This is a genomic window from Nocardia cerradoensis NBRC 101014 (genome assembly GCF_000308535.1).
Classification (GTDB): domain Bacteria; phylum Actinomycetota; class Actinomycetes; order Mycobacteriales; family Mycobacteriaceae; genus Nocardia; species Nocardia cerradoensis.
Genome location: NZ_BAFW01000378.1, coordinates 22,618 through 35,530 on the forward strand (window position 1 = coordinate 22,618; position 12,913 = coordinate 35,530).

Annotated in this window: 9 protein-coding genes and 1 pseudogene; 7 read left to right on the top strand and 3 right to left on the bottom strand. The window is 70.0% G+C overall.

Annotated elements, in window-relative coordinates:
• Positions 1–266: 266 nt before the first annotated feature.
• From ON23_RS32780 to ON23_RS32790, 3 genes are all read left to right on the top strand, one after another.
• Positions 267–704: an alpha/beta hydrolase gene (locus ON23_RS32780; protein WP_051043680.1), complete on the top strand. Its 438-nt coding sequence runs from the start codon at positions 267–269 to the stop codon at positions 702–704.
• A gap of 131 nt (positions 705–835) precedes the next feature.
• Positions 836–2,173, top strand: coding sequence for a phosphoribosyltransferase family protein (locus ON23_RS32785; protein ID WP_039783242.1), 1,338 nt, complete (start codon positions 836–838; stop codon positions 2,171–2,173).
• Between the two features lie 192 nt (positions 2,174–2,365).
• Positions 2,366–3,829 (top strand): bifunctional aminoglycoside phosphotransferase/ATP-binding protein, encoded by a 1,464-nt coding sequence (locus tag ON23_RS32790; protein WP_051043681.1) that lies wholly within the window; start codon positions 2,366–2,368, stop codon positions 3,827–3,829.
• Between the two features lie 266 nt (positions 3,830–4,095).
• Here ON23_RS32790 and ON23_RS32795 read toward each other — a convergent pair whose 3' ends face one another.
• Positions 4,096–5,022, bottom strand: coding sequence for a universal stress protein (locus tag ON23_RS32795; protein WP_039783244.1), 927 nt, complete (start codon positions 5,020–5,022; stop codon positions 4,096–4,098).
• Positions 5,023–5,239: 217 nt separating this feature from the next.
• On the opposite strand from ON23_RS32795, the gene ON23_RS32800 reads away from it, so the two are divergent.
• Complete coding sequence (locus tag ON23_RS32800; RefSeq protein ID WP_063821385.1) at positions 5,240–5,875, top strand: CBS domain-containing protein; 636 nt, start codon at positions 5,240–5,242, stop codon at positions 5,873–5,875.
• 158 nt (positions 5,876–6,033) lie between these two features.
• On the opposite strand, the gene ON23_RS32805 is transcribed toward ON23_RS32800, so the two are convergent.
• Positions 6,034–8,079, bottom strand: a complete 2,046-nt coding sequence (locus tag ON23_RS32805; protein WP_039783246.1) for an NAD(+) synthase — start codon at positions 8,077–8,079, stop codon at positions 6,034–6,036.
• A 45-nt stretch (positions 8,080–8,124) separates the two neighbouring features.
• Positions 8,125–8,229: an SHOCT domain-containing protein gene (locus ON23_RS38290; protein ID WP_210743196.1), complete on the bottom strand. Its 105-nt coding sequence runs from the start codon at positions 8,227–8,229 to the stop codon at positions 8,125–8,127.
• Between the two features lie 277 nt (positions 8,230–8,506).
• Between ON23_RS38290 and ON23_RS32810 the strand changes: the two genes are divergently transcribed.
• The 3 genes and pseudogenes from ON23_RS32810 to ON23_RS32820 all read left to right on the top strand — a co-directional run.
• The gene (locus ON23_RS32810; protein ID WP_039783248.1) at positions 8,507–9,673 is read left to right on the top strand and encodes a site-2 protease family protein; all 1,167 of its coding nucleotides are present in this window, start codon (positions 8,507–8,509) and stop codon (positions 9,671–9,673) included.
• Positions 9,674–9,876: 203 nt separating this feature from the next.
• On the top strand, positions 9,877–12,207 hold the full coding sequence (ppsA, locus tag ON23_RS32815) for a phosphoenolpyruvate synthase (RefSeq protein ID WP_039783250.1): 2,331 nt from the start codon (positions 9,877–9,879) through the stop codon (positions 12,205–12,207).
• A gap of 82 nt (positions 12,208–12,289) precedes the next feature.
• Positions 12,290–12,913: pseudogene (locus tag ON23_RS32820) on the top strand (NAD(P)H nitroreductase); the annotation flags it as partial.

Genomic DNA, 12,913 nt, shown 5'->3' on the forward strand with positions numbered 1-12,913 from the left:
CATCTCACCGCCCGCTGCCACCGCCCCCGTCGATTACGCACTTCCGGCGGCTACCCGCTCACGTCCGCACTACACCGGCAGCGCACCCGTTTGTGCGCTTTCGCACGAAACAACTTCTCGTACAGCATCTTTCGCGATACGGTGGCACGCTCACGCGCGCTTCGCGCCGATGGTGTGAGCTGGGCTACAGCACTCGCCGAGCCGTGGCCCGTGGGGCGGATGAGCACAGTTTGAATCCTGTGCCGCATGGCTATGACTGCGCCATCATGGCTCACTGTCTTCCCGATGTATCCGCTCGCGCCGGAACACGACCACCGGACCATCGTGCCCATGATCTCGCCACCGACGACCCACTGTCGCTGACTCTCGACGACCGGGACCCCGAACTCGGGGTGACCGGATTGAAGCAGGCGGGCCGGTGGTACGCCGCCGGGCGCGCCCTCGACGACCCCGAGATCAGTCCCGCCTTCGCCGACCTCACCGGTCTGGCACCGGCCATCGTCTTCATCGGCCTCCGCGATATCCTGCTTCCCGACGCCCGCCGCGTCCGGGAACTCGGCGCGGCCGCGGGCGTACCGGTCGAGCTGCACGAATATCCCGGCATGCCACACAACTGGATCATGAAGAAGATCCCCGAAGCCCGTCGCGCCACCGACGAACTGGTGGTATTCCTCCACACCGCGGCGGCGCAAACCCTCCGGTAACGCGAGCAGGAATTATCCGTACGCCGAAGAAACTGACCAACGTCCCACGCATCGGAGCCTTCGGCATGGTTCGGCGTAGCCGGCGAACGCGGATAGTGGCCGTATGAGAACCGAAGTGCAAGAGGCATTCGATGGTGTTTCGTGATCGCGTCGACGCGGGCAGCCGGCTCGCGACGCGTCTGATCGCTCTGTGTGACACCGATGTCGTCGTACTGGGCCTGCCGCGCGGCGGAGTACCGGTCGCCTTCGAAGTGGCACGCGCGTTGCGCGCACCGCTGGACGTCCTGGTGATCCGCAAGCTGGGCGTGCCCTATCAGCCCGAACTCGCCTTCGGCGCGGTCGGCGAGGACCACACCCTCGTCCTCAACACCCTGGTCGTGCGCCGCACCGGGCTGTCCGAGGACGACATCGATGCGGTGCAGCGGCACGAGCGCACGGAACTGGCGCGTCGGGTGGACATGTACCGGCAGGGACGCGACGGACCGTCACTGCGTGGCCGGACCGTGGTGCTGGTCGACGACGGCATCGCGACGGGGGCCACCGCTCGCGCCGCCTGCCGCGTGGCCCGTGCCCGCGGCGCCGCCCGTATCGTCCTGGCCACTCCCGTCGCCGCCCGCGAGGCGTTGGCGTCGCTGCGGCCGGAAGCCGACGACATCGTCTGCCTGAAAACGCCACTGCTCTTCGACGCGGTCGGCCAGTGGTACCGGCACTTCGGACAGACGAGCGACGACGAAGTCGTCGATCTGCTCGCCCGGGCGGCCCTCGCCGCCCGCGAACGCCCCCGGGTGGCCGAGTCCAGCGATCCGCCGCTGGTCGACGACGACGTCACCATCACTGTCGGGGAGGCCGAACTGGGCGGCCACCTGACGGTTCCGGAAGCCGCGAGGGGGGTGGTGATCTTCGCCCACGGCAGCGGCAGCAGCAGGCACAGTCCACGCAACCGATTCGTCGCCACCGCTCTGCAGCGGGCCGGACTCGGAACGCTGCTGTTCGACCTGCTCACCTCCGCCGAAGAGCTCGAGCGCGCCAATGTCTTCGCTATCGGTCTGCTGGCGAATCGGCTGGCAGGTGTCACGCGGTGGCTCGCCGGGATGCACTACGCCGACGACCTCCCGATGGGGTACTTCGGCGCCAGCACCGGGGCCGCGGCCGCGCTGCGGGCGGCCGCCGATCCGGAGCTGAAGATCGCCGCCGTCGTCTCCCGCGGCGGCCGCCCCGACCTCGCCGACCTCTTTCTGACCGCCGTGCGAGCGCCGACCCTGTTGATCGTGGGAGGAAACGACCCGGCGGTGATCGAACTGAACAGGTTCGCCCAGCGAGCGATGGCGTGCGAGTCTCGCATCGAGATCGTGCCCGGCGCCACCCACCTGTTCCCCGAGCCCGGCACGCTGGAAGCCGTGGCCGAGCTGGCCCGCGACTGGTTCCGCACCCATTTCCGCGGGTCGACGACGGCCCGCACACGACCATGACCGGGTATTCCGCCGGACCGCCCGCCCTTCTCCGGCCACGCGTCGGGATCGAAAGTCCTTGCCGGTCACCGCTTTCCGTCGTCTCCCGCGCCAGCGGCACCGACCACATCACCGCACCACGGGCCGCATGGTCCACACTCCGGTGACTTTGGTCCATCACGAATTCTCCGGTCATCGGCGAGGCTGGTACCGATGGAGACCAACGATCCCTTCGCCGCGCTCGCCGAAACGCATTCGGCGGTGGTGGTGCTGTTCGGCGACCGGGCCTACAAGATCAAGAAGCCGGTGCGGACCGACTTTCTCGACTTCTCCACGCGGGCCGCGCGCGAAGCCGCGTGCCTGCGCGAACTCGAGCTCAATCGGCGGTTCGCTCCCGACGTGTACCTCGGCATCGGGCACCTGTCCGATCCGGCGCGCGATGCGGACGAACCGGTGTTGCTGATGCGCCGGCTCCCCGATGCCGCCCGGTTGTCGCGGCGCCTCGACGATCCGGTCGTCGCCCGCGACATCCTGTCGGTGCTGGTTCGCGATGTGACCGCCTGGCACGACCGGGCGCCGACCGGGGCGGCGATCGATCGCGCGGCGACGGTGGCGGCGGTTCGGGAGCGCTGGGAGTCGTTGCTGTCCGGGATGACCCATCCCCCGATCGAACCGGCTGCGGTGCGGGAGCTGACCGATCGGGCGATGCGCTACCTCGACGGACGAAAGGCGTTGTTCGACAAGCGCATCGCCACCGGGCGCATCGTCGACGGCCACGGCGATCTGCGCGCCGACGACATCTTCGTCACCGACGACGGCGTGCGGGTCATCGACTGCCTCGACTTCGACGACGAACTCCGCCACGTCGATCGGCTCGACGACATCTGCTTTCTGGCCATGGATCTGGAACGCCTCGGGTACCCGGACCTCGGCCGGGCCGTCGTCGAGGAATATCTCGAAGCGACCGGCGACCCGGCCCCGGACTCGCTGTACCACCACTACATCGCCTATCGGGCGGCGGTGCGCGCGAAGGTCGACTGCGTGCGGTACGGGCAGGGAGAACGGCGAGCGGCGGCCGGTGCGGTGCGGCACGTCGAGGTCGCCCTGCGACACCTGGCGGCCGGCGCGGTGCGCCTCGTGCTGGTCGGTGGCCTGCCGGGCACCGGCAAATCGACGATCGCGCGCCGCCTGGCCACGGCGACCGGCGCGATCCTGTTGTCCAGCGACCACATTCGCGCCGTCGCGCGCGCCGAAGGCGTGCTGGACGGCGCGACCGGCGAATACGACCACGGCGCCTACACTCCCGCCGCCCGCGATCACGTCTACGCGGTCATGTGCGCCGAGGCGCGGACCCTGCTCGCCGCGGGCCGCTCGGTCGTCCTGGACGCCAGCTGGATCGACGAGACGCAACGACGCCGCGCGTCTCGGCTCGCCGCCGAGACCGCGGCCGATCTCATCGAACTCTGTTGTAGCGCACCGGCATCCGTGGCCGCCGCGCGCATCGTGGCGCGCACCGGATCCGAATCCGACGCCACACCCACCGTCGCGGCGGCCATGGCCGCCGATCGCGACCCGTGGCCCGGTGCAGTGGTACTGGACACCACCACACCGGTGGACGAGACCACCGAAGCCGCGCTGCGCGGCTATCGGCGGACGAGCGAACGGGAGCCCTCATGACCGCGGAGCCGACCGTCGACCTCACCGACGTCACCTACCGCCGCCTCACCCCCGCCGACGGCGACGCGGTCCGGGACCTGCACGCGACGCTGACCCGACGCGACGGCTACTACCGCTTCTTCGGCGCGCGGCCGAAACATCTCGAACATCTGGCCGCCGCCATGTCGATGAACGACCCGAAGCACTGCGCTTTCGGCGCGTTCGCCGGGGATCGGCTGATCGGTGTGGCGAACTACGTCGTGCTGCCCTGGCGTGGCGCGAGCCCGTCACGGTCGCGGATGGACGACCATGACCGGGCACCAGGCGTGCTGCACCAGGGCATGGGAGGTGGAGCCGAGCAGCGCGCCCAGCACCGCGCCCCGGCCGCGGCTCCCGACCACCAGCAGTTGCGCGGAACTCGACGACTTCAGCAGCACCGCACCGGGATCGGCGAGCGATACCTGACGCGTCACCGGAACATCCGGATACTTCTCCTGCCAACCGGCCAGCCGTTCGGCCAGTACGGCACGTTCGCGCACCTCGACCTCGCGAGCCGAATACAGAATGTGCGGATCGTCGGCGAACTGCCCGTAGTAGACGTCGTGACATACGTGCACGGCGACGAGTTCGGCCCCGCGCTCGGCGGCTTCCTCGAAGGCCGCGCCGATCGCCGCCTCGCTGACGGGCCCGCCGTCGACGCCGAGCACAACGGGCCCCTCGGTGTGTACCCGGTCCTCCTCCCGCGGATCGGTCCGCACCACCAGCACCGGCCCGGTCGCATGGGCGGCCACCGCCGACACAGTGGACCCGAAGTGGCCGGCCAGCCGGTGCGTGCCATGGGCCGCGAGCACCACCACGTAGGCCGACACACTGGCGTTCACCAGCGCCCTGGCGGGATCACGGTCGACCACCTCGGTAGAGATCCGCAGCCCCGGCAGCACGGCCCGGACGCGCTGCGCCGACCGCTCGACCAGCGCCGCACCGCGTTCACGAGCTGCGGAAAGCATGGCGGCCGCGGGGGAATCGAGCGAGCCGATACCGAGCTGAATCCGGTTCAGGTCCAGCGCGTGCACGATGCGCAGTTCGCGCCCGCGCTGCGCCGCCATGCCCGCGGCCCAGTCCACCGCGAGATCGGAGTGCCCGGAACCGTCGACGCCTACCACGACCGCCGCCCCGGCGGAATGTCGGATGTCGGAGGCTGGATCGGGGGTCATGGCGCCTTCCTTCGGTGCGACGGCCCGCGAGGTGCTCGGCCGTTGTTCTCACGGTAGAGACGACGGCAGATGCCGCGATGCGGCCGAAAGTCCCTATCTCCGCCACTCGGTCCCGACCTCGTCCCGCCCGATGCGGGACCTTCGTCCAGGGATGTGAGCCGACGGTCCCTGGTGTGTGTTCGGGGCCCGAACCACGATCGATGCAGGAGGTCCTGCCATGTACGCTCGCGACATTCTCAGCCGCCCCGTGGTCACCGTGCACGCGGAAACACCCCTGCCCCAGGCAGTTTCGCAACTCACCGAGCACGGATTCGCGGCCCTTCCGGTCGTCGACGAGGACGGGCACGTCATCGGCATGCTCTCGGAATCGGACGCGCTCTCGGCACCGAGTCCGGAAGCGACCGCCGGGACGTCGATGACCACCCCCGCGGAGGTGATCGAACCGGGGACCGACCTCGCGACCGTCGCCGCCCGCATGCTCACCCGGCGGTTGCGTTCGATGCCGGTCGTCGAAGCGGGCGTTCTGGTCGGCATCGTGGCACGCCGGGATCTGCTGCGCACCCTGATGCGCGACGACGCCGCGGTGGAAGCGAAGGTGCGCGCGCTGCTCGACGACTACGCCGGCAGCCGTCGCCAGTGGACGATCCGCGTCGACGGCGGGCACGCCGTGATCTCCGGCGGATTCGCCGATGCTGCCGAGGAGCGGACGGTGACGGCACTGGCGCTCACCGTCGACGAGATCACCCATGCCGAAACGGTTCCGGGCCCCGGCCCCGCCGCGGGCGCCGTCGGCGCTACGACGGCGCCGCTGACGGAATGGCTGCATCGCAAGGCCGACGAGACCATCGGGTGACGTCGAAACCCCCGGAACCTCACTTCCCCAGCCCGTTGTTCGATATGCCCACAATCCCGACCCGATCGTCCTCGACGAATCACGCCGCACCGTTGTGGTCGACTCCTGTCGACGCGGCGGCCTCTTCGTCGCCGGCTCGGCCGACAGTTGTCGGCCGTTCAGTCAGGAACGTTGCGCGCGAGTTCGTCCAGCCAGGCTGCGGCGGGAGCGTCGCTCGGCGCCCGCCAGTCCCCGCGGGGCGACAGCGATCCGCCGGACCCGACCTTGGGCGCATTCGGCAGGGTCGATCGTTTGAACTGGCTGGTCTGCACGAAGCGGCGCAGGAACTCGGCCAGCCAATGCTTGATCGTGGCGAGGTCGTATTCGTGACGCTGATCCTCGGGGATCAGGTCGGGCCAGCCGCCGCGGGTGCGGTCACTCCAGGCGTGTTCGGCGAGGTAGGCGATGCGGCTGGGCCGGAATCCGAACCGCAGCAGGTGATAGAGGTGGAAGTCCTGCAACTCGTACGGGCCCACGGTGGCCTCGGAACTCTGCAGCGCCGCGCCGGGAACGAGCTCCGGTGAGATCTCGGTCTCGAGGACCGAGTGCAACACAGCGCTCGCCTCCGGGCCGAGCTCACCGCGGTCGGCGGTCCAGGCGATCAGATATTTGATCAGCGTCTTGGGCACCGAGGCGTTCACGCTGTAGTGCGCCATATGGTCGCCGACGCCGAAAGTGCACCAGCCCAAGGCCAATTCGCTCAGGTCACCGGTCCCGACGACCATGCCGTGATGCATGTTCGCGAGGCGGAACAGATGCGAGGTGCGCTCCCCGGCCTGCACGTTCTCGTAGGTGATGTCGTAGACGGGCGCCCCGTCGGCCGCCGGATGTCCCAGATCGCGCAGCATCTGCGTCGCCGACGGCCGGATGTCGATCTCACCGGCGGTTGCTCCCACGGCGCGCATCAGCCGACGCGCGTTCTCCAGCGTCCGGGTGCTCGTGGCGAAGCCGGGCATGGTGTAGGCGAGCACCTGCGACCGCGGCAAGCCCAGCCGATCCATGGTCTGCGCCGCGACGATCAGCGCGAGCGTGGAATCGAGGCCGCCGGACACGCCGATCACCAGGTGCTGGGATCCGGTCGCGGCCAGCCGCGTGGCGAGCCCGGCGACCTGGATGTGATGGACCTCGGCACAGCGCCTGTTGCGGCTGCCGGGATCGGCCGGAACGTAGGGAAAGCGCGGGATCTCGCGCCGCAGCGGTGGTGCGCCGGCCGGGATCGGCGCCTCGAATTCGAGCCGCCGGAATCGGGTGACCCGCTCGTGATGGTCGTGGGCGTTGTCGGTGAAGCTGTTGAGCCGCAGCCGATCCGCGGCCAGCCGCTGCAGATCGATATCGGCGGTGACCAGTTGCGGGTCGGCGGCGAAGCGCTCACTTTCGGCCAGCAGGTTGCCGTTCTCGCAGATCAGCGCCTGACCGTCCCACGCCATATCCGTGGTGGACTCGCCCTGTCCGGCCGCGGTGTACAGATAGGCAGCGATATTGCGCGCCGAGGTCGACACACACAGTTGCCTGCGGTAGTCCGCCTTGCCGACGACGATATTGCTCGCCGACAGATTCGTCAGCACGGTGGCACCCGCGAGTGCGGCGAAGACATTGGGCGGCAAGGGAACCCACGCGTCCTGGCAGATCTCCACCGCCAGCACCAAGCCGGGCAGGTTCACCGCCTCGAACAGCAGGTCGGCGCCGAAGGGCACCCGCTGCCCGGCGACGGTGGTGTGGTCGTCGACGGCGTCGCGGGCCGCGGAGAACTGCCGCTTCTCGTAGAACTCCTGGAAATTCGGCAGGTAGCTCTTCGGCACGACCCCCAGGACGCGGCCGCGGTCGATGATCAACGCGCAGTTGAACAGTCGCTCCCGCACCCGCAGCGGAGCCCCGACGATCAGCACGCTGTCGATATCCACGCTCTCGGCGACCACGCGGTCTACGGCCGCGCGCACCGCGTCGTCGAGCGCCTCCTGGTGGAACAGGTCCTCGGCGGAGTAGCCGGAGAGACCGAGTTCCGGAAACAGCGTGAGCACCACGGAATCGGCGTCGGCCTGCCGCGCGAGCAGGAGTGTCTGCTCGGCGTTGTACTCGGGATCTGCCACCCGCACCGACGGCACGGCGACGCCGACGCGCACGAACCCGTGCCGATACAGCGATCCGAACGGTAATTCGCGCGCCACGGCGGCTCCCTGGATTCGACGGTCGGCCTGTCGGGGCCGGACCGGCTAGCGATCGAGTGCCCGCATGCGACGGGTGTACTCCTCGTCGTCTATCTCACCACGGGCGAAGCGTTCGGCGCGGATCTGCTGCGGGGACGGTCCGGCGGCCACGGTCGGAGGCGACGGTCTCGGGCCGGGCGAGGTAGCGCAGCACGCGAGCGATTCAGCTTCGTCGATGCGATCGGCGGGCGGCAGGGGCGAAAGACCTCGCCGTCGCGCCGTCGGTCCCCGCGCCGGACCACCGCGCACCGGCCTCGCTGTCCTCGGCTTTGCGTAGGGACGTAGGTCCCGTGAGGCGGGGAGTCTCGCCCCTCCCTGGGGGTGCTGCACCCGCACAGACTGGCGGTAGGCGCTTCGACCGGTGGAGCGCCAGAAGCGAGGTGGCCGGATGTTGCACGAGACAATTCCGTTGGGCCGGGTCGCGGGTATCCGCGTCGGCGCGCACTGGTCGGTGCTGGTCACCGTTGCGTTGTTCGTCTGGCTGCTCGGCGTGCAATTGCGCGGCAGCGGCAGCCCGGCCTTCACCTGGTCCGTCGCCGCGCTCGCCGCCGTGACCCTGTTCGCCTCCCTGACCGCGCATGAACTGGCGCATTCGATCGTCGCCCGCCGCCACCGGGTGCGGGTCGAGCGCATCGTGCTGTGGCTGCTGGGCGGGGCGTCCGAACTCGGCGACGAACCGCCCGACGCGCGCAGCGATTTCCGGATCGCGATCGCCGGTCCGGCGACGAGTCTGGTGCTGGGCGGACTGTTCGCCGTCGTCGCGGTGGCCGTGGACAGCGGACGGCCCGACAGCGCCGTCACCGCGGCGCTCGCCTGGCTCGCGGTCACGAATATCGCGCTGGGACTGTTCAATCTGCTGCCCGGCGCGCCGCTCGACGGCGGCCGGGTCGTGCGGGCCCTCGTCTGGTGGCGGACCGGCGACCGGCTGCGCGCCACCACCGTGGCCGCGCGCGGCGGCCGGTTGCTCGGCACCGTGCTCGTCGTGCTGGGCGCCGTCGACATCATCGTGTTCCGCCAGTTCGGCGGGCTGTGGCTGATGCTGCTGGGCTGGTTCCTGCAGACCGCCGCCAACAGCGAACTCGCCGCTGCGGGCCTGCGGCATCGGCTGGGAGACGCCCGGGTTCGCGACGTCATGACCGAGAATCCGATGGCGGTGCCGGCGGAGTGGACGATCACCCAGCTGCTGAACTCGAGCGCACCGCGGACCGGCCATCGCGTATTCCCCGTCGTCGACGCGCTCGGCCACCCGATCGGCGTGGTCGCGTGGTCGGATCTCACCGCGACCGCCGTCCCGGCGCGCGAGACGACCCTGTTGCGTTCGGTCGCCCGGCCGCTGCGCGCGGTCGCGATCGTCGGGCGCGACGATCTGCTCGCCGATGTCGCCACCCGAGTCGTTCTGCGGCCCAAACTCGATGCGGTCGCGGTGGTCGACCCGTCGGGCCGGCTCACCGGCGTGATCACCGCCACCGACCTGGTCACCGCATGCGATCGCTCGGCTCTCGGGCTGCCTGTCGGCCGCCCCAGCCACCAGGAGACTGCTCCGGACTCGCAATAGCCGATCCCTGGCAAACGAAGAACACAGCCATGACTCCACCCCTGTCCCGCGTGAGTCCTGGCGGCCGACCGACCCGATCCGCAGACCTCTGATCCGCGGCGGTGGGCGTTCCGCTCACCGGATCGAGGACCTTCGGCCGTGGTCCCGGCGAGCACGACGCGCGAGTCTGGCATCGAGACCCTTTTCAGCAGATCGGAGCCGTGATGGGCGACTATGTGGCAAGTCTGAACGATATTCGGCTGACCGATGCCGGCCAGGTGGGCGGCAAGGGCGCCAATCTCGGTGAGATGGTCGCGGCGAAGCTCCCCGTGCCGCCCGGATTCGTGATCCTGCGATCGACGTACGAGACCGCCGTCGCCGACGGGCCGCACGGGCCCGAGATCGACTCCCTGCATACCGAGGCGCTGCGCAGCGCCGTCGCCGCGGACAACGCGGGCCGCGCGCAGCTCGACCTGTTGTGTTCCCGCATGCGCGACCTGGTGCACGAGACGCGGCTCGACGGGGCGATCGAAGAGGCGATCGTGAACGGGTACCACCGGCTCGGCGACCGGGTACGCGTCGCGGTCCGGTCCTCGGCGGTCGGCGAGGACAGCGCCGATGCCTCCTTCGCCGGAATGAACCTGTCGCGCACCAATATTCGTGGCGACGCCGAGCTTCTCGACGCGGTCCGGCAATGCTGGGCGTCCCTGTTCACCCCGCGCGTTCTGACCTACCGTGCCCGCCGCGGCATGGACCGGCGGCCGGAGATGGCGGTGGTCGTGCAGCAGATGGTCACGGTCCGGTGCGCGGGCGTGGCGTTCACCGCCGACCCGACCACCGGCCGGCGAGACCGGGTGGTCATCGACGCCGCGCGCGGACAGGGTGAAGTGGTCGTATCCGGCGCGGTCGAGCCCGACACCTACGTCTTCGCCGCGAACGGCCCGATGCTGACCGAATCACGCAGGGGTGCACAGAGTTTCGCTATCTTCGCCGACGAGGACGGTGACCGCCGCGTCGACCTCCCGGACGACGAATCGCATCGGCCGGTGCTGACCGCCGAGGAGGCCACCGCGGTCGCGCGCCTCGCGCTCGAGGTCCAGCAGCACTACGGCCGCCCCCAGGACGTCGAGTGGGCCTTCGACGACCAGCGGCTGTGGCTGGTGCAGGCGCGGCCGATCACCACACTGCCCGACGAAACACCTTCGGCGGCACCGGAAGAGACGCCTGCTGCCGTGTTACTGCAGGGTCTGCCGGCCGCCCCCGGACGAGCCCGCGGCGCGGTGCGCATCCTGCGTTCACCCGCCGAGGGATCGGCGCTGCGCGACGGTGAGATCCTGGTCGCGCCGATGACCAATCCGGACTGGCTGCCGACGATTGCGCGGGCGGCGGCCCTGGTCACCGACAGCGGCGGCATGACCTGTCACGCCGCGATCGTGGCCCGCGAACTGGGAATCCCCTGCGTCGTCGGCGCGCGGACCGCCACCACCTCCCTGCACGACGGCCAGCGCATCGTCGTGGACGCGAAGGCCGGCCGGATTCGTGCGGACAGTCCGGAAGAGCGGGCCGCCGAGGCAGCAACCGCATCCGCGCCTGCCGCGACCACCACCATGCCGGCGGCGGCGCCGGTCACCGAGACCACCGGAACGAAGATCTATGTCAACCTCGCCCTGCCCGAAATCGCCGAGCGCATCGCCGATTCCGACGTCGACGGCGTCGGGCTGCTGCGCGCCGAGACCCTCTTGACGCGCGCCCTGGGCGGCCGCCATCCCCGCGCGGTGATCGCGGCGGGCGACGAGAACGAATTCGTCGCCACCCTGGCCGAATCCCTGCGCCGCATCGCCGTGGCCTTCGCCCCCCGTCCGGTCGTCTACCGCGCAACGGATCTGCGCAGCAACGAATTTCGCACCCTCACCGGCGGCGAGGGTTTCGAGCCGAACGAACGCAATCCGATGATCGGGTACCGCGGCTGTTACCGCTACGTCCACGAACCGGATGTGTTCCGGCTGGAACTGGCGGCGCTGGCCCGCGTGCGCGAATACACCCCGAATCTGCATCTGATGATCCCGTTCGTGCGCACCCGCTGGGAACTGGCCGCATGCCTGGAACTGGTGGACGCCTCACCGCTGGGTCACGACCGGGGTATGCACCGGTGGATCATGGCGGAGGTGCCGTCGGTCGTGCACTGGCTACCCGAGTACGTGCGGCTCGGAATCGACGGCGTGTCGATCGGGAGCAACGATCTCACGCAGCTGATCCTCGGTGTGGACCGCGATTCCGAGGAGTGCGCCGAACTGTTCGACGAATCGGATCCGGCCGTCCTGCATGCCATCCGGCGCATCGTCACCTCGGCACGCGAACTGGGCATCACGTCGTCGCTGTGCGGGCAGGCCCCGTCCACCCGGCCCGAATTCGCCGAACATCTCGTCGCGGCGGGGATCACCTCGATTTCGGTCACCCCGGACGCGGTGCGCAACGCGCGCCGCACGGTGGCCGCCGCCGAGCGCCGCCTACTGCTCGAACGGTGCGTGCACGGTGACGAGCGGCGATTGCCGTGATGCCGGCGTCGCGGACCATGGTCGCGGCACCTCGGGACCAACGGCCCCTCCGCAGCGCACGGCGCGAAACTACCGTCGACATATGAACACAGTGCCCTCACGCGACGTCGTCGAGACAGCGGTCCGGATGGCCGGCCGTGCGCCGTCGCTGCACAACAGTCAGCCGTGGCGGTGGATGTTCGACGGTGCGCAGCTGCGGCTGTTCAGCGTGCACGAACGCATGCTGCCGACCACCGACGACACCGGCCGGCAGCTCGTGATCAGCTGCGGCGTCGTGCTCGATCACCTGCGCGCGGCGATGGCCGCCCACGGGTGGCGCACGATCGTGGCGACCTTCCCGAACCCCAACGACCGCACCCACCTGGCCGACGTCCGGTTCGAGCCCTCGCCGTACATCACCGACGGTGACCGCGAACGCGCCGGCGCCATGGCGCGCCGGTATACCGACCGGCTCCCGTTCGACGAACCCGAGAGCTGGGAGCCGTTCGAGACCGTCCTGCGCACGGTGTTCGACCCCGAGGACACCATCGTCGACGTCCTGCCCGACGACAGCCGCGCGGAACTGGCCCGGGCGTCGGAGCTCACCGCGTCGGTGCGCCGCTACGATGCCGACTATCACGCCGAATTGCATTGGTGGACGGGACATGTGGTGGCCCGAACCGGCATTCCCCGGGAGGCGCTGGTGAGCGAGGAGGAACGCGGACGC

Coding starts and splice junctions, on each gene's coding strand:
- ppsA (WP_039783250.1), top strand. CDS start 9,877: ATGGGCGACTATGTGGCAAGTCTGAACGATATTCGGCTGACCGATGCC.
- ON23_RS32810 (WP_039783248.1), top strand. CDS start 8,507: ATGTTGCACGAGACAATTCCGTTGGGCCGGGTCGCGGGTATCCGCGTC.
- ON23_RS32790 (WP_051043681.1), top strand. CDS start 2,366: ATGGAGACCAACGATCCCTTCGCCGCGCTCGCCGAAACGCATTCGGCG.
- ON23_RS32780 (WP_051043680.1), top strand. CDS start 267: ATGGCTCACTGTCTTCCCGATGTATCCGCTCGCGCCGGAACACGACCA.
- ON23_RS32800 (WP_063821385.1), top strand. CDS start 5,240: ATGTACGCTCGCGACATTCTCAGCCGCCCCGTGGTCACCGTGCACGCG.
- ON23_RS32795 (WP_039783244.1), bottom strand. CDS start 5,022: ATGACCCCCGATCCAGCCTCCGACATCCGACATTCCGCCGGGGCGGCG.
- ON23_RS32785 (WP_039783242.1), top strand. CDS start 836: ATGGTGTTTCGTGATCGCGTCGACGCGGGCAGCCGGCTCGCGACGCGT.